Genomic DNA, 17,417 nt, shown 5'->3' with positions numbered 1-17,417 from the left:
GTAGGCTGGAGCAGCCGGAGTAGGACGGTCAACGATCGATCGGGAGCAGGCCGCCGTGCGTCATGGGACCTCGTGCCTCTGTCTGGTGGTTGCCGTGGCGGGCTTCGCGCTTTCCGCTCCCGCAGGCGCGCAGACCCTGTCCATGCCCGAAGACCGGATCGGCAACTGGAAGATCGGCGGGCTCGCCTACAACGTCGGGGAAACGCCGGACACCAAGGTGTCCGACCTGCACAACAAGATCCGCATCGGCTCCTCCATCCTGCCCAAACTCGACGGATACGCGGAGGTGCGCCCCTGGGTGTCCCTCGGTCCCAGCGCGCCGGATGGCAGCCTCTATGGCATGGGCGGCATCCTGATCGACATTCCGCTGGGAGGGTCCTCCTTCGTCTTCACGCCCAGCGTCGGTGCCGGAACCCTGCCGGTCACCCCGCGCGATCCGGCGGGCACGGGCAGCGTGGTCGAGTTCCGTTCCCAGCTCGAACTCGGTTACCAGTTCGAGAACAAGGCGCGCTTCAGCCTCGGCTACAGCCGCATCGACACCAGTGGCCCCACCGCGGACGCCGCCGCACCGGCCAACAACGTCTTCGGATTCTACTATCGCATGCCGTTCGGAGCGTTCACCGGACGCTGAGAATCCGACGCTTGTTTTGCGGCGCAACATGACCATTCACGAATCGCTGGACGTTTGTTCTGACGCGGAGGCTGCGCAAAGGGGTTGGCAATACTCGCCTTAACCAGTTGTTAATGACGGCTGGTTCTATTGACCTCGGGGACCAACGCCGGGGATTCGATCATGGCCAAGCGCAAGACCGCCACCGCAAAGACCGTCGACGCCGCTCCGTCGCTTGAAGCGGCCGAGGCGCTCGCCACCGACACCGGGGCGGAAATCGTCCTGAACACCAATTTCGCGGCCATCGAGCAGGACGCGGTCGCCCTGTTGCATGCCGCCAGCCTCCTGGTCGAAGCCGACACGCCCGAGAAGGCGAGCCACGCGCTGGACCACAATCTTCGCCTTTGGGTCGCCATCAAGACGGTGCTCCAGAACGAAGAGAACACACTGGACTCCGAGGTCAAGGCGAACCTGCGCAACCTCGCGCAGTACGTCACCGTCACCACCATGGAGGCGACCCGGGGCTCCATCGAGACGAGCAAGCTGGTGTCGCTCTCGCGCATCAACATGCACATCGCCGAGGGGCTGCTCCATGGCCAGAAGAACCGCATGGTGCAGGAGCGCGCCTATGAGATCTGGGAGCGTGAGGGCCGCCCGAACGGCCGCGAGATGGATCACTGGTTGCGGGCCGAAGGCGAAATCGCCGAATTGCTGAACAACCGCTGACGACACGCGCAACGGCCGGATCGGCGTCACACCGCAATCCGGCCATTCCGTCAGGACATGACCACCCGTGTCGCGGCAACGTGACGCGGGTGGTTGCAGTTGATAGCATCCGGGCGTGACCGCGCCTCCCCTCTCCCCCGCCCCCGCCCGTCCCGCGACGCCCCGCCACATCCGCGTGGAGAACATACCGCTCGGCATCGTCATGATGCTGGGATCGGTTTTGCTGTTCTCCGTGATGAACGTGCTGGTGAAGCTGCTCTCGGAGACGTACCCCGTCATCGAGGTGACCTTCTTCCGCAACGCCATGGCATTGATTCCGGTGGCGGTGGTCATCTCGCTGCAGGGTGGCTGGATCAACAGCCTGCGCACCGAACGCCCGATGGGCCATGTCTGGCGCTCGGTCGTCGGTCTGACCGCGATGTCGCTGACCTTCTGGTCCTTCAACCTGTTGCCGCTGGGCGATGCGGTGGCGCTGAACTTCTCGGCCCCGCTGTTCCTCACCGCCCTGTCGGTGCCGCTGCTCGGCGAGAAGGTCGGCATCCACCGGTGGAGCGCGGTGCTGGTCGGCTTCGTCGGCGTCCTCATCATGGTCCGGCCGTCGGGCGAGATGCTGACGCATTTGGGCGCGCTCGTCGCGCTTGGCGCCGCCTTTTGCCAGTCCTTCGCGATGGTGGCGATCCGCCAGCTCAGCAAGACCGAGCACGCCAACACGATCGTCTTCTACTTCACCGCGATCACCACCCTGATCCTGGCGCTGGTCATGCCGTTCGTGTGGATCACCCCGCACAGCCTAACCGACCTCGCCCTGTTGTCGGCCACCGGCGTGCTTGGCGGCGGCGCCCAGCTTTTCCTGACGCGGGCCTATTCGCTGGCGCCGGCGGCCGTGGTGGCGCCCTTCAACTACGCCTCGCTGCTGTGGGCCGTGCTGTTCGGCTGGATGCTGTGGGGCGAGATGCCGACGCTCCACATGGTGCTGGGAGCCGCCGTCGTGGCGGTGAGCGGCCTGTACATCCTGCACCGCGAAACCCGCCGCCGCCTGCCGCCCAGCCCGCCCGCGATGGGCGGCGGCGGCGACTGACCGTCGAGGCCTGACGATCTCAATCCGCCGGCCTCATTCGGCCGGTTGCAGGGAGCGCTCCATGGCCCCGGCGAGCTGGCGCGGGGTTACCGGCTTGTGCATCAGGCCGAAGCCGTGGCGCACGGCGTCGCGCTGGCATTCCGGACCGGTTTCCCCGGTCACGATGATCGCCGGAATGTCGGCGTCGAACAGCCGGCGGATGTCGAGGATGGCGTCGGTGCCGACCTTGCCTTCGCGCAGGCGGTAGTCCGCGATGATGATGTCGGGCTTGCGGCTGACGGAGCGCAGCTTGTCCACCGCCTGCTCCCCCGAACCGGCGATCAGCACCTCGTACCCCCATTCGCGCAGGATGGCCTGAAGGCCCAGCAGCACGATGGCGTCGTCGTCGACGACCATGGCCAGCCGCTCGTCCCCGCTTGCCGACGTCCTGAGCGTCGCGGCCATCGGCTCCACGGGCTTCAGCGTCTCGCCCAGCGGCACCTCGATGGTGAAGACGGACCCCGCGCCGGGCGCGGAGCGGACGGTCACCGGATGACCCAGAAGCTGCCCGATGCGCTGAACGATGGCGAGGCCCAGCCCAAGCCCCTGGCTGCGGTCGCGCTCCGGGTTGCCGACCTGATGGAACTCCTCGAAGATTCGTGGCAGATGCTCTTCGGAAATGCCGATGCCGGTGTCGGCGACCGTTATCCGCATCCGCCCGCCCATGACCGTGCAGGCGATGGCAATGCTGCCCCGCTCCGTGTAGCGGATGGCGTTCTCTACGAGGTTACGGATCATCCGGCCCAGCAAGACGCGGTCGGAGCGGATGTTCAGCGGACACCCCTCCATCGTCCAGTCGAGCCCCTTGCCGCGGGCCACCGGGGCATAGCCCGCCGCGATGTGGTCGAGCAGCAGCGCCACCGGGAAATCCTCCAGCGTCGGCTTGACCACCCCGGCGTCCAAACGCGACACGTCGAGCAGGCTGTCCAGCAGCCCCTTCAGCGCGTCCAGCCCACTTTCGAGATGGCGCAGCGCCTTCATCCCCTTCTCGCCCTGGACATGGCCGTGCAGCGCGCCGGAGAACAGGAACAGCGACTGCATCGGCTGGCGAAGGTCATGGCTGGCCGAGGCGAGGAACTTGGACTTGGACAGGGCGGCCCGCTCCGCCTCCTCCTTGGCGCGGCGCAGGGCGTCCTCGGCCTCCAGACGATCGGTCACGTCGGTGTTGGTGCCGAACCACAGGAGAACGGTGCCGTCGGAATCGCGGACGGGCAACGCCCGCGACAGGAACCAGCGGAAGGCACCGTCCCGCCCCGCCATGGGGAAGGTGTCCTCCCACGGTTCACCGGTCTGGAAGGACCGCTGGAGGCTGGCGGTGACGCGTTCGGCATGGTCGGCGGGAAGAATTCCATCCCACAGCGGATCGGAAGCGGCATCCGCGCCATCGACGACACCCGTGTAGTCATACCAGCGTTGGTTGTACCAGAAGATGCGCCCATCCGGGCGGGCCATCCAGGCGAGCTGCGGGATGGAATCCGCCAGCGTGCGGAAGCGCAAGCCAACCTCCTCCGCCTCCTCCTTGGCCGTCTGCATGGCATCGCGGGCCTCGAAGATGTCGGTGATGTCGGTAGAGGTGCCAAACCAGCGTTCCTCTCCGGATTCCGGGTCGGTGATCGGCAAGGCACGCTGCTTGAACCAGCGGTAGGTGCCGGCCGCGCTGCGGATGCGCGCCTCGGTGTCGAAGATCGTCCGCTGTTCGACCGCCTGCGCCCAAATCGTGAGGAGACGCTTTCGATCGTCAGGATGAACGGTTTCCGACCACCCGAAATCCTGCGCCTCCTCCAGCCGCTGGCCGGTGTAGGACAGCCATTGCTGGCTGAGGAAATCGCAGCTGCCGTCCGCCCGGCAGGTCCAGACCATCTGTGGCAACGCTTCCAGGAGCGTGCGGTAGCGGTGCTCGCTGGCCCGCAGGGCCGCCTCCGCCGCGCGGTGGGCGGACACGTCGCGGAAGTAGATGGACAGGCCGCCGCCCGCCTGCGGATAGACGTTGAACATGGTCCAGCGCTGGAAGATGCCGGACAGCGCCTCGAACTCCCGCGGCTGCTGGTCGGCCATGGCGGCCTCGAAGCTGCGGATGACGGTGTTGCCCGCGACTTCGGGAAAGAGGTCCAGCAGGCGGCGGCCGACGAGGTCTTCGCGAGGGCGCTCGAACATCTCCTGGGCACGCTTGTTCACGTAGGTGATCCGCCAGTCGCGGTCGATGGCGTAGAAGGCATCGCCGATGCTCTCCAGGATCTGGTTCGCCTGCTCCACCGCGCGTTCCAGCGCCCGTTCGGCGAGCAGGCGCTTGCTGATGTCCTGGAAATAGATGGCCAACCCGGCGGACGATGGGAACACCCGCAGGAAGAGCCAGACGCCGAGCGGCGCGAAATAGGCCTCGAACTCGTCGGGATGGCGGTCCCTCATGGCGACGTTCAGGCGGTCCCACAGAACCGTTCCCATGGCGTCGGGAAAGGCTTCCCACAGCCGCTGCCCGGTCAGGTCGCTGCTGCCGCCCATCAGGCCGCGTGCGCGCCCGTTCATGAAGACGATGCGCCAGGACCGGTCGAGTTCGTAGACGCCATCCGTCGTGCTTTCCAGAATGGCGTGGGACCGCCGGTCGGCCGCCGCCGCGGCTTCCGCCGCGCGCGCGCGCCGCTCCGCCGCCTCTCGCCGGTCGTGGGAGCGGGTGAGGGTCCAGGCGACCAGCGCCGCCACAGCCAGAGCGCCGAGCCCACCGCCGGCGATCGTGTAGGTCGTGCGCCGCGCCGCCGCCTGGATCGGCTCGGCCGGCGTGCCGAGGGCTAGAAGCCAGCCGGGCGCCGCCACGGAGCCGGCCTTCGCCGACAGCACCTCCTGCCCCTGCTGTGTGCGGGACAGAAAGAACTCGTCGCCGGTCTTCAATGCGTGGGCGAGGGACTCGTGCGCCGGCTTTCCGATCGCCGGGTCGAAGGCCGTTTCAGACTTCGATCTGGCGATGAACCGCCCATCACGATCGAGAAGCGCGACGATCCAGTTCGGCGTCGCCACCTGATCAATCAGGACTTGGTGCAGGGACCAGGCCCGCACATAGGCGGTCAGGACCAGCCGCACCTCGCCCACACCCCAAACCGGCACGCTGACCCCGAAGACCGGCTCCACCTTGCCGGCCGGGTCGCTGATGACGCCGCTGATCCAGACCTCTCCCGAGCGGAACACCTGATCCGCCAGGGCGGACCGGGCGGCGGGGTCGATGCCGCCGGCCTCCGGTTCCTGCGGCCGGTGGAGCAGGTTGACGACACCCTGGCGGTCGCGCACCTCCAAAGCGATCCAATCCAAACGCTGCTGCAGCGCACGTTCTCCCCGATCCTTCCAAACGGCGCGATCGCCGATGTCCAGCGAGCGGGAAGTGGACATAATCTCAAGCGCGCTGCGCGTCACAAGGACGCGCCCGTCCACCGTCCGCACCGCCGCGTCGGTGGCGTGGCGGACCAGCTCTTCCACAGACTGTTCCTGTTGACGGTCGACCAGCATGATCGAGGCCACCGCAAAGGCAACGAGCGGAAGAAGCGCCAGCAGGGCCACAAAAGGGAGACGAAGGCGCATACCCGGTTTTCGCAAACTGTTGACGCAGCCCACTATAGACAGACACTCAAGCGACTCCCACAGAATCCGCCCGTCTATCGCTATTTTCAGCCGATATCGCGCGAAGTTCTTGAATATCTCAAATGAAAGTTGGGCACGCCCCACAAAGTGGTACTGTGCGGGGCACAGGGCGGCAAGGTGGCACAGCCCTGAATTGTCGATGTCCAAATATCGATGGCGGGCCTGCGGGAATTCGATTTGCCGCGGAGACTGGCGGGCGGCACAGTGGCGCAATGCCTGATTCCATTCCCCATTCCGCTTCCGCCGGTCGAAGCGGCGACATCCGCTTCGGCGAGTTCGTCGCGCTCATGGCCCTTTTGATGGCGCTGACGGCGCTGTCCATCGACATCATGCTGGTCGCATTGCCGGACATCGCCCATTCCTTCGGCGTGGTGCGTGAAAACGACCGGCAGCTCGTCATCACCGCCTACATGCTGGGCTTCGCCGTCGGGCAGCCCTTCCATGGGCCGCTGTCCGACCGGTTCGGGCGCAAGCCGGTGCTGGCCGCCGGTCTGGTGATCTTCGCCATCGGGTCGCTGGGCGCGGTCTTCGCCCCCAGCTTCACCACGCTGCTGGCCGCCCGCGCTTTGCAGGGCTTCGGCGCCGCCGCCCCGCGCGTCGTCGCCATCGCCATCGTGCGTGACCGCTTCGTCGGGCGCGACATGGCGCGGGTGATGTCCTTCGTGATGATGATCTTCATCATCGTGCCGATCATCGCCCCGGCTCTCGGCGAGGGAATCCTGCATCTCGGCACTTGGCCGTGGGTGTTCGGCGCGCTCTTCCTGGCGGCCGTGGCGGCCTTTGCCTGGTCGATGCTGCGGCTGGCGGAAACACGCGCGGCGGAGGACCGGATGCCGCTGTCCCCCGCCGCACTCGGCCACGCCTTCCACAAGGTGGTGACGACCCGCGCGACGGTCGGCTACACCGCGGCGATGGGCCTGCTGTTCGGCGGGCTGCTGAGCTACGTCGGCAGCGCCCAGCAGATTTTCGTGGACGTTTACGGGCTGGGCGCGATGTTCCCGGTGGCCTTCGGCGCCATCGCCGGCGTGATGGCTCTGGCCTCGCTGGTGAATGCTCGGCTGGTCGGGCGGGTTGGCATGCACCGCGTGTCGCATATGGCCCTGATCGGCTACACGCTGACCGGCGTCGCCATGGCGCTGCTGGGCTTTCCGGAACATCCGCCGCTGCTTGGCCTCGGCCTGTTCATGGCGGCGATCTTCTTCTGCTTCGGCCTGATCGCCCCCAACTTCAACGCCATGGCGATGGAGCCTCTGGGCCATGTGGCGGGTATGGGATCGTCCTTCGTCGGCTTCTTCAGCACCGCGATGGCGGCGGTGGTCGGCTGGATCGTCGGCCAGTCCTTCGACGGCACCGTACGCCCGCTGACCATCGGCTTCACCGTATTGGGCGTGGTGGCGCTGCTGACCGTCCTGCTGACGGAGCGCGGCACCCTGATGCGCTCCGCTCACGCCGCGCCGGCGGCGCAGCCAGGGGAATGACGCCTGAGGCTGTCATCGGACGGCAAGGCATCGCCGTCCTTGCCCCCGGTGTGTCCGATTCGGCATAACGTGCGCGACGCCTTTGGAGGGCGCCAAGCGGGCACCGGCCCATCACGCGCGGGAGGGGACTGTGTTCCGCAAATTCGTCTATCTGCTGGCCCTGGCGCGTGAGCAGCATTTCGGCCGGGCGGCGGAGGCCTGCCACGTCTCCCAGCCGACGCTGTCCAATGCCATCCGCCAGCTTGAGGACGAACTGCGCGTGCCCATCGTCGAGCGCGGGCAGAAATTCTCCGGCTTCACGCCGGAAGGGCTGAAGGTGCTGGAATACGCCCGCCGAATCGTCGCGGAGCGGGATGGGCTCTATCAGGAGCTGACGGCGCTGGGCCAGGGCCTGTCGGGCCATCTGCGGATCGGCGCCATCCCGACCGCTCTGCCCGCCGTTCCCCATGTGCTGGCCCGCTTCGCCGAGCGCTACCCGCAGATCCGCTCCAGCGTCCGTTCTCTCAGCTCGCGGGACATCCAGCGCGACCTCGACGGGTTCGAGTTGGACGCCGCCGTCACCTATCTCGACAACGAGCCGCTGAGCAACGTCCGCACCGTACCGATGTTCTCGGAGCGCTACTTCCTGCTGGCCCAGCGCCGCCAGGTCCGGGAGGGCGCCACCAGCATCCGCTGGGCGGACGCGGCGGAGCTGCCGCTGTGCCTGCTCACCCCCGACATGCAGAACCGGCGCATCGCCGACACCGCCTTCCGCATGGCCGACCGGACGGTGGTTCCGCTGATGGAGACGAACTCCATCGTCACCATCTACACCATCGTGCGCAGCGGTCTGGCGGCCAGCGTTGTGCCGAGCCAGCTCCTCACCCTGGTCGCGCTCCATCCCGATCTGGTGGCCCTGCCGCTGACCGAGCCCGACCTGACCTACGCCGTCGGACTCGTCTACGCCGACCGCGAACCACCGGCACCGCTCGCCAAGGCCCTGGCCGCCGTGGCGGCGGAACCGGGCCTCGCCGAACGCGTGCGCGCCTTGACCGACGAGGCGCTTGCCCCCTGGGGTCTGTCAAAAGGGCTATGATCTCAACAGCATAACCGCGCGGTCCATGTGGTGATAGCCAAACCCTATCACCGCATCAGAAAATCAAATTTGCCCGCCTCCCCCAATGTCCGTAACGCTGACGGACGAGACACCAACGAAGCGCCGCCGATCCAGGTGAGCGCGGGGGAGGAGACCATGAACGCCCGATCTCCATGGAGCGAGGAACGCGCCACGGCGGTGATCACCGCCAACCGTCACCTGCGCGGGGCCCTGCTGCCGATGCTGCACGCTCTTCAGGAAGAGTTCGGCTGCATCGACGAGGAGGCCATCCCGCTGCTGGCGCGTGAGCTGAACCTGTCGCGCGCCGACGTGCACGGGGTGGTGTCCTTCTACCACGAGTTCCGCCGCAGCCGTCCGGGCCGCCACACGATCAAGGTCTGCCGGGCCGAGGCCTGCCAGTCGATGAACGCCAACGGGCTGATCGACCACATCCGCCGCCGCCTGAAGGTGGATTTCCACGAAACCACCGCCGATGACGCCTTCTCGCTGGAGCCGGTCTTCTGCCTGGGCAACTGCGCCCTGGCCCCCGCCGTGATGGTGGACGAGACGCTGCACGGCCGGGTCAGCCCGGCCCGCTTCGACGCCATCGCCGCCTCCACCCTGGCTGCGGAGACCGCAAGATGAGCGAGCCCCTGCACACCGTGGCCCTTCATACCATCTACGTGCCGCGCGACGCCGCCGCCCTGTCGGTGGGCGCCGACGAGACCGCCGCCACCATCCGCGCCGAGGCCACCAAGCGCGGCATCCCCCTGCGCATCGTCCGCAACGGCTCCCGCGGCATGCTGTGGCTGGAGACGCTGGTCGAGGTGGAGACGCCCGAGGGCCGCGTCGCCTACGGCCCGGTGATGGCCGAGGACGTGGCCGGCCTGTTCGATGCCGGCTTCCTCGAAGGTGGCGACCACGCGCTGGCCCACGGCCTGACCGAGAAGATCCCGTACTTCGCCAAGCAGGAGCGGCTGACCTTCGCCCGCTGCGGCATCATCGACCCGCTGTCGGTCGAGGATTACCGGCTGCACGGCGGCTTCCGCGGGCTGGAGCGGGCGCTCGCCATGACCCCGGCGGAGATCGTCACCGAGGTCACCGAATCCGGCCTGCGCGGCCGCGGCGGCGCCGGCTTCCCGACCGGCATCAAGTGGAACACGGTGCTGAACGCCAAGGCGGACCAGAAATACATCTGCTGCAACGCCGACGAGGGCGACAGCGGCACCTTCGCCGACCGCATGATCATGGAGGGCGACCCCTTCTGCCTGATCGAGGGCATGACCATCGCCGCCATCGCGGTGGGCGCCACCGAGGGCTACATCTACATCCGCTCCGAGTATCCGCACGCCGTCGCGACGATGCGCGAGGCGATCCGGCTGGCCTATGACGAGAAGTGGCTGGGCGACGAGATCCACGGCACCGGCCATCGCTTCCACCTCGACGTCCGCGTCGGCGCCGGCGCCTACATCTGCGGCGAGGAGACCTCCATGCTGGAAAGCCTGGAGGGCAAGCGCGGCACCGTCCGGGCCAAGCCGCCGCTGCCGGCGCTGGAGGGGCTGTTCGGCAAGCCGACCGTCGTCAACAACGTGCTGTCGCTGACCTCGGTGCCAATCATCCTGGACAAGGGCGCCGACTGCTACCGCGACTTCGGCGTCGGCCGGTCGCGCGGCACGCTGGCCTTCCAGCTCGCCGGCAACATCAAGCACGGCGGCATCGTCGAGAAGGCCTTCGGCGTCACCCTGCACGAGCTGCTCTACGAGTTCGGCGGCGGCACCATCACCGGGCGTCCGATCCGCGCTGTGCAGGCCGGCGGCCCGCTGGGCGCCTATCTGCCGCCCTCGCTGTTCGACCTGCCGAAGGATTACGAGGCCTTCGCGGCGGTCGAAGCGATGGTCGGCCACGGCGGAATCGTCGTCTTCGACGACAGCGTGGACATGGCCAGGCAGGCCCGCTTCGCCATGGAGTTCTGCGCCGCCGAATCCTGCGGCAAGTGCACCCCTTGCCGCATCGGCGCGGTGCGTGGCGTCGAGGTGATGGACCGCATCATCGCCGGCGAGAGGGTGGCGGCGAACATCACGCTGCTCAACGACCTGTGCGAGGTCATGACCGACGGCTCGCTCTGCGCCATGGGCGGCATGACGCCGATCCCGGTGCGCAGCGCCCTGAAGCACTTCCCCGAGGATTTCACCCGCAGCCCCGCGGCTGTCGCGGCCGAGTGAGTGGAAAGGACCAGACCCCATGTCCATCCAAGACATCGATTACGGCACCCCGGCCCGCGAGTCCGCCACCATGGTGACGCTGGACATCGACGGCCGCACGGTGACCGTGCCGGAAGGCACCTCGGTGATGCGCGCGGCGATGGAAGCCGGCATCACCGTGCCTAAGCTGTGCGCCACCGACATGTTGGACGCCTACGGCTCCTGCCGTCTGTGCATGGTGGAGATCGAGGGGCGGCGCGGCACCCCGGCCTCCTGCACCACGCCGGTCGCCCCGGGCATGAAGGTGCACACCCAGAACGAGCGTCTGGGCCGGCTGCGCCGCGGCGTGATGGAGCTGTACATCTCCGACCACCCGCTGGACTGCCTGACCTGCCCGACCAACGGCAATTGCGAGCTTCAGGACATGGCCGGCGCGGTCGGCCTGCGCAACGTCCGCTACGGCTACGAGGGTGAGAACCACCGCTCCGCCGTGAAGGACGAGAGCAATCCCTACTTCACCTTCGACCCGTCCAAGTGCATCGTCTGCTCGCGCTGCGTGCGGGCCTGCGGCGAGGTCCAGGGCACCTTCGCCCTGACCATCGACGGCCGCGGCTTCGACAGCAAGGTGTCGCCGGGCGCGCTCGAACAGTTCATGGACAGCGAGTGCGTGTCCTGCGGCGCCTGCGTCCAGGCCTGCCCGACCGCGACCCTGACCGAGAAATCGCTGATCGAACTGGGCCAGCCGGAGCACAGCGTCATCACCACCTGCGCCTATTGCGGGGTGGGGTGCTCCTTCAAGGCGGAGATGAAGGGCACCACCGTGGTCCGCATGGTCCCCCACAAGGATGGCGGCGCCAACGAGGGCCATTCCTGCGTCAAGGGCCGCTTCGCCTGGGGCTACGCCACCCACGCCGACCGCCAGATGAAGCCGATGATCCGCGAGTCGATCGACGACCCATGGCGCGTCGTTTCCTGGGAGGAGGCGATCACCTACGCCGCCACCCGCCTGCGCGCGGTTCAGCAGAAGTACGGCCGCGGCTCCATCGGCGGCATCACCTCGTCCCGTTGCACGAACGAGGAGGTGTATGTCGTCCAGAAGATGATCCGCGCCGCCTTCGGCAACAACAACGTCGACACCTGCGCCCGCGTCTGCCATTCCCCGACCGGCTACGGCCTGAAGCAAACCTTCGGCACGTCTGCCGGAACGCAAGACTTCCGAAGCGTCGACAAGTCCGACGTGATCCTGGTCATCGGCGCCAACCCGACGGACGGCCACCCGGTCTTCGGCTCCCGCATGAAGAAGCGGCTGCGCCAGGGCGCCAAGCTGATCGTCATCGACCCGCGCCGCATCGACCTCGTGCGCAGCCCGCACGTCTCGGCCACGCACCACCTCCAGCTCCGTCCCGGCACCAACGTTGCCGCGATGAACGCGCTGGCGCATGTGATCGTGACCGAGGAGCTGGTCGACCGCAATTTCGTGGCCGACCGGTGCGACCCGATGGAGTTCGCCCGTTGGGAGGCCTTCGTCCGCGATCCGCGCCACTCCCCGGAAAACACCGAGCAGTACACCGGCATCCCGGCGGCGGAGATGCGCGCGGCGGCCCGGCTCTACGCCACCGGCGGCAACGCGGCCATCTATTACGGCCTGGGCGTGACCGAGCACAGCCAGGGCTCCACCGCCGTGATGGGCATGGCGAACCTCGCCATGGCGACCGGCAACATCGGGCGTGACGGCGTCGGCGTGAACCCGCTGCGCGGCCAGAACAACGTCCAGGGCTCCTGCGACATGGGCTCCTTCCCGCACGAGCTGACCGGCTACCGCCACGTCTCCGACGACGTGGTCCGCCAACAGTTCGAGGAGGTGTGGAACGCGGCGCTCGACCCCGAGCCGGGCCTGCGCATCCCCAACATGTTCGACTCCGCGGTGGACGGCACCTTCATGGGCCTGTTCGTCCAGGGTGAGGACATCGCCCAGTCCGACCCGAACACCCAGCATGTGTTCGCCGCCCTGCGGGCCATGGAGATCGTCGTGGTTCAGGACCTGTTCCTGAACGAGACCGCGGCCTTCGCCCATGTCTTCCTGCCCGGCACCTCCTTCCTGGAGAAGGACGGCACCTTCACCAACGCCGAGCGCCGCATCAACCGCGTCCGCCCGGTGATGCCCTCCAAGACCGGCAAGCAGGAATGGGAGGTCGTCTGCGAACTCGCCACCGCCATGGGCTATCCCATGTTCTACCGGACCAGCGCGCAGATCATGGACGAGATCGCCCGCCTGACTCCCAGCTTCTCCGGCGTCAGCTTCGCGAAGCTGGACCGGGTGGGCAGCGTGCAGTGGCCCTGCACCGACGAGGACTCGGTCGGCACGCCAATCATGCACGCCGACGGCTTCGTCCGCGAAGGCAAGGCGTCCCGGGGCCGCTTCATGATCACCGAGTATGTGCCGACGGAGGAGCGCGCCTCGCGCTTCTACCCGCTGATCCTGACGACGGGCCGCATCCTCAGCCACTACAACGTCGGCGCCCAGACCCGCCGCACCGCCAACGTGGCGTGGCACCCGGAGGACATCCTGGAGGTCCACGCCCACGACGCCGAGGAACGCGGCATCCGCGACGGCGATCTGGTCTCCATCGCCAGCCGCGTCGGCGCCACGACACTGCGGGCGCGCATCTCCGACCGGATGCCGCAGGGGGTGGTCTACACCACCTTCCACCACCCGGTGACCGGCGCCAACGTGGTCACCACCGAGAATTCGGATTGGGCCACCAACTGCCCCGAATACAAGGTGACCGCGGTGCAGGTGACGCTGAGCAACCACCCGTCCGATTGGCAGATCCGCCGCGGCGCGCTGGTGGAAGTGGCGGCGGAGTAATGCGGCAACGCGAAGCGGAGGACCAGCCATGCTCACCCACGCCCATTCCCTGCCGGCCAGCGGCACCGGCTTTCCGGAAACCGCCGATCTGGTCGCGAATCAGGCGAACGTGACGTGGCTCGTCGCCGAGGAGACTCCGGTGGCGTTCGAATACAACGGACGCTCCCACGCCGTGATGATGGCGACTCCCGCCGACCTGGAGGACTTCGCGCTGGGCTTCAGCCTGTGCGAAGAAATCGTCGGCAGCACCGCCGACATCGACCGCATCGACGTCCGCAAGGTGGAGGACGGCATCGTCCTGTCCATCGAGGCCGACCCGTTGCGTCTTCTGCGCGGCTCGCTCCGCCGCCGGTCGATGGAAGGGCGGAGCGGCTGCGGCCTATGCGGGGTGGACAGCCTCGCCAACGCGGTGCGCGAGCCGCCGAAGGTGACGGCGCGCTTCACCCCGTCGGTGGAGGCGGTGGCCGCCGCCTTTACCGCCTTGCCCGACCACCAGCCGATGAACCGCGTCAACAAATCGCTCCACGCGGCGGCCTGGGCCGGGGCGGACGGGCGCATCGTGATGGCGCGGGAGGATGTCGGGCGGCACAACGCGCTCGACAAGCTGGCCGGCGCTCTGGCCCGCGCAGGCATCGATCCGTCCGGCGGCTTCGCGGTGATGAGCAGCCGGTGCAGCTTCGAGCTGGTCCAGAAGGCCGCGACCATCGGCATCCCCATGCTCGCCACCATCTCCGCCCCCACAGCTCTGGCGCTGAAGCTCGCCCGTGCCGCCGGCATGACGCTGGCCGCCCGCGCGCGCGGCAACGGCGTCATGCTGTTCCGTTAAAACGCTTTTCCGGGAGCCGACCCATGGACACCACACGTGAACTCGTCCGCATGGCGAACCAGATCGCCAGCTATTTCCAGTCCTACCCGCAGGACGAAGCGGTGACCGAAACCGCCGGCCACATCCGCGCCTTCTGGGAGCCGCGCATGCGCCAGCGCCTGCTGGATCACAGCAGCGCGGGCGGCGAGGGTCTGCATGAGATCGTCACCCAGGCGGTCGAGCGGCTGAGGGGGCCGACCGTGGGCAGCGCGTAGGAACGCGTTGCCCCCTCCCTACGCCCGCTGGCTCAGCAACCCCTTCAGCACGCGCGACAGCAGATCCGCGAGTTGGAACTGCTCCGGCCCCGGCAGGGCCGCGATGACCGCGGCGAAATCCTTCAACGGGTCGTATTCGAGAAGGGCCAGCGCCTTCTCCGTCGGGTGAAGCTGCACGACACGGCGGTCCTCCGGCACCGGGACCCGCGTCAGCAGTTCCTTCGTCACCAGAACCTCGACCATCTGGGACGCCGCGCCGCGGGTCGTCGCGTGAAAGTCGGCAAAGGCGGACACGGTCCGCTGGCTGTCGTTGGCGCGCGCGAAGTAGCGCAGCGCCGTCCACTGCGAAGGTTTCAAACCCTGCGTGTAGCCCATGCTGTCGGCGATGTGACCGATGTGCATCATGACCTCGGCGATCGCCTGCGCCGATGCCAGGGACTGGGGGCTTTTCGACATGGCAGCGGGGTCTCGACAGTTGTCAAAATTTGACCCGGAGCGCAGCGAGAGGCCGTCCGCGAGTCTGTACGATGCAGAGACTATATGGTTACAAAACTAACATACCCCAGTAGGCAAGTCCACGACTCCCCCACCCCCGACGACGGGGCGCACACTACGGCATCGGCACAGTAAACGAAACATTGACCTCAAAGCCCATCCAGCACAAGGTGTCGCACCCCCCTGTGGCGCCGTCCGGACCTCCGGACCGGTGCGGAGACAACGCAGGGCACCTACCACCTCGTGTCGGGGCTGCGCCGCGCGTTTTGTCTGGCGTTGCGCCGCGACTCGCCTATATATGCGCGCCATGACCAGCACGCCCCCGTCCATTCCCGGTTTCAAGACCAACCCGGCCTCCTCCCCCAAGGTGGGGATCGTCAGCCTGGGCTGCCCTAAAGCGCTCGTCGACTCCGAGCGCATCCTCACGCGCCTGCGCGCCGAAGGCTACGACATCTCGCCGTCCTACGACGGCGCCGACGTCGTTCTGGTCAACACCTGCGGCTTCCTCGATTCCGCCAAGAAGGAATCGCTGGAAGCCATCGGCGAGGCGATCAAGGAAAACGGCCGGGTCATCGTGACCGGCTGCATGGGCGTGGAATCGGACATGATCCGGCAGGTCCATCCGGACGTGCTGGCCGTCACCGGCCCCCACCAGTACGAGCAGGTGGTCAACGCCGTGCACGACGCCGTGCCGCCGGTGCATGATCCCTTCACCGATCTGGTGCCGCCGGAAGGGCTGCGGCTGACCCCGCGCCACTACGCCTATCTGAAGATTTCCGAGGGCTGCAACAACCGCTGCAGCTTCTGCATCATCCCGTCCCTGCGCGGCGATCTGGTCAGCCGTCCGGTCGTCTCGGTCCTGCGCGAGGCGGAGAAGCTGGCGACCGCCGGCGTCAAGGAGCTGCTGGTCATCTCCCAGGACACCAGCGCCTACGGCATCGACCGCAAATACGCGGAAGAGGACTGGTACGGGCGCAAGGTGAAAGCCCGCTTCATCGACCTCTGTCGCGAGCTGGCGAACTTCGACGTCTGGGTGCGTCTGCACTACGTCTACCCCTACCCGCATGTGGACGAGGTGATCCCGCTGATGGCGGAGGGCCGCATCCTCCCCTATCTGGACATCCCGTTCCAGCACGCCTCCCCCACCGTGCTGAAGGCGATGCGCCGCCCGGCGGCCCAGGAGAAGCAGCTCGACCGCATCCGGAAGTGGCGGCAGGAATGCCCGCATCTGGTGCTGCGCTCCACCTTCATCACCGGCTTCCCCGGCGAGACGGAGGAGGACTTCCAGTTCATGCTGGACTGGCTGAAGGAAGCGCAGCTCGACCGCGTCGGCTGCTTCAAGTACGAGCCGGTCGAGGGCGCCACCGCCAACGACCTGCCCGGCGCCGTTCCGGAAGAGGTCAAGCAGGAGCGCTGGGAGCGCTTCATGGAGACCCAGAAGGCGATCAGCGCCGAGCGGCTCCAGCAGAAGGTCGGCTTCACGCTCGGCGTTCTCATCGACGAGGTCGACGAGGAAGGCGCCATTGGCCGCTCCTACGCCGACGCGCCGGAGATCGACGGCAACGTCTTCCTGAACGGCGAGACGAACGTCAAGCCGGGCGACATCGTGGACGTCACCATCGAGCACGCCGACGAATACGACCTCTGGGGCTCCATCGAACGCGCCGAGTAAGGGCTTCGCCAAAAGCGAAAGGGCCGGGACGGCAACGCCTCCCGGCCCTTTTGCCGTTTGTGGGTTCAGTACAGCCGCCCGCCGTTCGGCACGCCCTGCCCCGGCCCGACCAGCACGACCTCGCCCTCCGCATCCGGAAGGCCCAGGCACAGCACCTCGCTGGTGAAAGGGCCGATGCGCTTGGGCGGGAAATTCACCACGCCCAGCACCTGCCGGCCCACCAGCTCATCCAGCGTGTAATGGCGGGTGATCTGGGCGGAGCTGCGCCGGGTGCCGATCTCCGGCCCGAAATCGATGGTCAGCTTGTAGGCCGGCTTGCGCGCCTCCGGAAAGGGCTCCGCCGCGGTGATGGTGCCGACGCGGATGTCCACCTTCAGGAAATCGTCGTAACTGATGGTCACGGGTCTCGTCCCTGCCCTGTTGCGGTCGTTGTGGGCAAGGCTAGCACCGGCGGCGCCGAAGCTGAAACG

Annotated in this window: 14 protein-coding genes; 11 read left to right on the top strand and 3 right to left on the bottom strand. The window is 67.6% G+C overall.

Features of this window, described 5'->3' with window-relative positions:
* The first annotated feature begins 55 nt into the window (after positions 1-55).
* The 3 genes from H0B54_RS05630 (at position 56) to H0B54_RS05620 (ending at position 2,414) form a co-directional block, all read left to right on the top strand.
* Positions 56-631, top strand: coding sequence for an acyloxyacyl hydrolase (locus tag H0B54_RS05630; protein ID WP_343068905.1), 576 nt, complete (start codon positions 56-58; stop codon positions 629-631).
* Positions 632-793: 162 nt separating this feature from the next.
* Positions 794-1,336, top strand: coding sequence for a DUF2934 domain-containing protein (locus H0B54_RS05625; protein ID WP_094302456.1), 543 nt, complete (start codon positions 794-796; stop codon positions 1,334-1,336).
* 115 nt (positions 1,337-1,451) lie between these two features.
* The gene (locus H0B54_RS05620; RefSeq protein WP_188259564.1) at positions 1,452-2,414 is read left to right on the top strand and encodes an EamA family transporter; all 963 of its coding nucleotides are present in this window, start codon (positions 1,452-1,454) and stop codon (positions 2,412-2,414) included.
* 33 nt (positions 2,415-2,447) lie between these two features.
* Here the strand turns inward: H0B54_RS05620 and H0B54_RS05615 are convergent, their stop codons facing one another.
* Positions 2,448-5,945 carry a hybrid sensor histidine kinase/response regulator gene (locus H0B54_RS05615; RefSeq protein ID WP_246472347.1) on the bottom strand — a complete coding sequence of 1,166 codons (3,498 nt, stop codon included), beginning with the start codon at positions 5,943-5,945 and terminating at the stop codon, positions 2,448-2,450.
* A gap of 344 nt (positions 5,946-6,289) precedes the next feature.
* Between H0B54_RS05615 and H0B54_RS05610 the strand changes: the two genes are divergently transcribed.
* The 7 genes from H0B54_RS05610 (at position 6,290) to H0B54_RS05580 (ending at position 14,780) form a co-directional block, all read left to right on the top strand.
* Complete coding sequence (locus tag H0B54_RS05610; RefSeq protein ID WP_188259562.1) at positions 6,290-7,555, top strand: multidrug effflux MFS transporter; 1,266 nt, start codon at positions 6,290-6,292, stop codon at positions 7,553-7,555.
* 130 nt (positions 7,556-7,685) lie between these two features.
* On the top strand, positions 7,686-8,630 hold the full coding sequence (locus H0B54_RS05605) for a LysR family transcriptional regulator (RefSeq protein WP_094302452.1): 945 nt from the start codon (positions 7,686-7,688) through the stop codon (positions 8,628-8,630).
* A 156-nt stretch (positions 8,631-8,786) separates the two neighbouring features.
* Complete coding sequence (locus tag H0B54_RS05600; RefSeq protein WP_188259561.1) at positions 8,787-9,275, top strand: formate dehydrogenase subunit gamma; 489 nt, start codon at positions 8,787-8,789, stop codon at positions 9,273-9,275.
* Positions 9,272-10,852 (top strand): formate dehydrogenase beta subunit, encoded by a 1,581-nt coding sequence (locus H0B54_RS05595; protein ID WP_188259560.1) that lies wholly within the window; start codon positions 9,272-9,274, stop codon positions 10,850-10,852. The genes H0B54_RS05600 and H0B54_RS05595 overlap by 4 nt, the downstream gene beginning before the upstream one ends.
* A 19-nt stretch (positions 10,853-10,871) precedes the next feature.
* Positions 10,872-13,700, top strand: coding sequence for a formate dehydrogenase subunit alpha (gene fdhF, locus H0B54_RS05590; protein ID WP_188259559.1), 2,829 nt, complete (start codon positions 10,872-10,874; stop codon positions 13,698-13,700).
* Between the two features lie 28 nt (positions 13,701-13,728).
* Entirely contained in the window at positions 13,729-14,526 is a 798-nt protein-coding gene (gene fdhD, locus H0B54_RS05585; RefSeq protein WP_188259558.1) for a formate dehydrogenase accessory sulfurtransferase FdhD, read from the top strand.
* Positions 14,527-14,549: 23 nt separating this feature from the next.
* Entirely contained in the window at positions 14,550-14,780 is a 231-nt protein-coding gene (locus tag H0B54_RS05580; RefSeq protein WP_188259557.1) for a formate dehydrogenase subunit delta, read from the top strand.
* An 18-nt stretch (positions 14,781-14,798) separates the two neighbouring features.
* On the opposite strand, the gene H0B54_RS05575 is transcribed toward H0B54_RS05580, so the two are convergent.
* Entirely contained in the window at positions 14,799-15,236 is a 438-nt protein-coding gene (locus H0B54_RS05575) for a MarR family winged helix-turn-helix transcriptional regulator (protein WP_094302447.1), read from the bottom strand.
* Between the two features lie 346 nt (positions 15,237-15,582).
* Between H0B54_RS05575 and rimO the strand changes: the two genes are divergently transcribed.
* The gene (gene rimO, locus H0B54_RS05570; protein WP_174440158.1) at positions 15,583-16,947 is read left to right on the top strand and encodes a 30S ribosomal protein S12 methylthiotransferase RimO; all 1,365 of its coding nucleotides are present in this window, start codon (positions 15,583-15,585) and stop codon (positions 16,945-16,947) included.
* Positions 16,948-17,012: 65 nt separating this feature from the next.
* On the opposite strand, the gene H0B54_RS05565 is transcribed toward rimO, so the two are convergent.
* Positions 17,013-17,348: a tRNA-binding protein gene (locus tag H0B54_RS05565; RefSeq protein WP_109069539.1), complete on the bottom strand. Its 336-nt coding sequence runs from the start codon at positions 17,346-17,348 to the stop codon at positions 17,013-17,015.
* Positions 17,349-17,417 lie beyond the last annotated feature (69 nt).

Source organism: Azospirillum tabaci (assembly GCF_014596085.1).
Classification (GTDB): Bacteria; Pseudomonadota; Alphaproteobacteria; order Azospirillales; family Azospirillaceae; genus Azospirillum; species Azospirillum tabaci.
The sequence above is the reverse complement of the archived record's forward strand: the minus strand, read 5'-3'. Positions and strand labels throughout refer to the sequence as shown.

Excerpts from the sequence above, each read along its gene's own strand:
- H0B54_RS05625 (WP_094302456.1), top strand. The coding sequence starts at position 794 with ATGGCCAAGCGCAAGACCGCCACCGCAAAGACCGTCGACGCCGCTCCG.
- H0B54_RS05615 (WP_246472347.1), bottom strand. The coding sequence starts at position 5,945 with ATGCTGGTCGACCGTCAACAGGAACAGTCTGTGGAAGAGCTGGTCCGC.
- H0B54_RS05610 (WP_188259562.1), top strand. The coding sequence starts at position 6,290 with ATGCCTGATTCCATTCCCCATTCCGCTTCCGCCGGTCGAAGCGGCGAC.
- H0B54_RS05600 (WP_188259561.1), top strand. The coding sequence starts at position 8,787 with ATGAACGCCCGATCTCCATGGAGCGAGGAACGCGCCACGGCGGTGATC.
- H0B54_RS05595 (WP_188259560.1), top strand. The coding sequence starts at position 9,272 with ATGAGCGAGCCCCTGCACACCGTGGCCCTTCATACCATCTACGTGCCG.
- fdhF (WP_188259559.1), top strand. The coding sequence starts at position 10,872 with ATGTCCATCCAAGACATCGATTACGGCACCCCGGCCCGCGAGTCCGCC.
- fdhD (WP_188259558.1), top strand. The coding sequence starts at position 13,729 with ATGCTCACCCACGCCCATTCCCTGCCGGCCAGCGGCACCGGCTTTCCG.
- H0B54_RS05580 (WP_188259557.1), top strand. The coding sequence starts at position 14,550 with ATGGACACCACACGTGAACTCGTCCGCATGGCGAACCAGATCGCCAGC.
- H0B54_RS05575 (WP_094302447.1), bottom strand. The coding sequence starts at position 15,236 with ATGTCGAAAAGCCCCCAGTCCCTGGCATCGGCGCAGGCGATCGCCGAG.
- rimO (WP_174440158.1), top strand. The coding sequence starts at position 15,583 with ATGACCAGCACGCCCCCGTCCATTCCCGGTTTCAAGACCAACCCGGCC.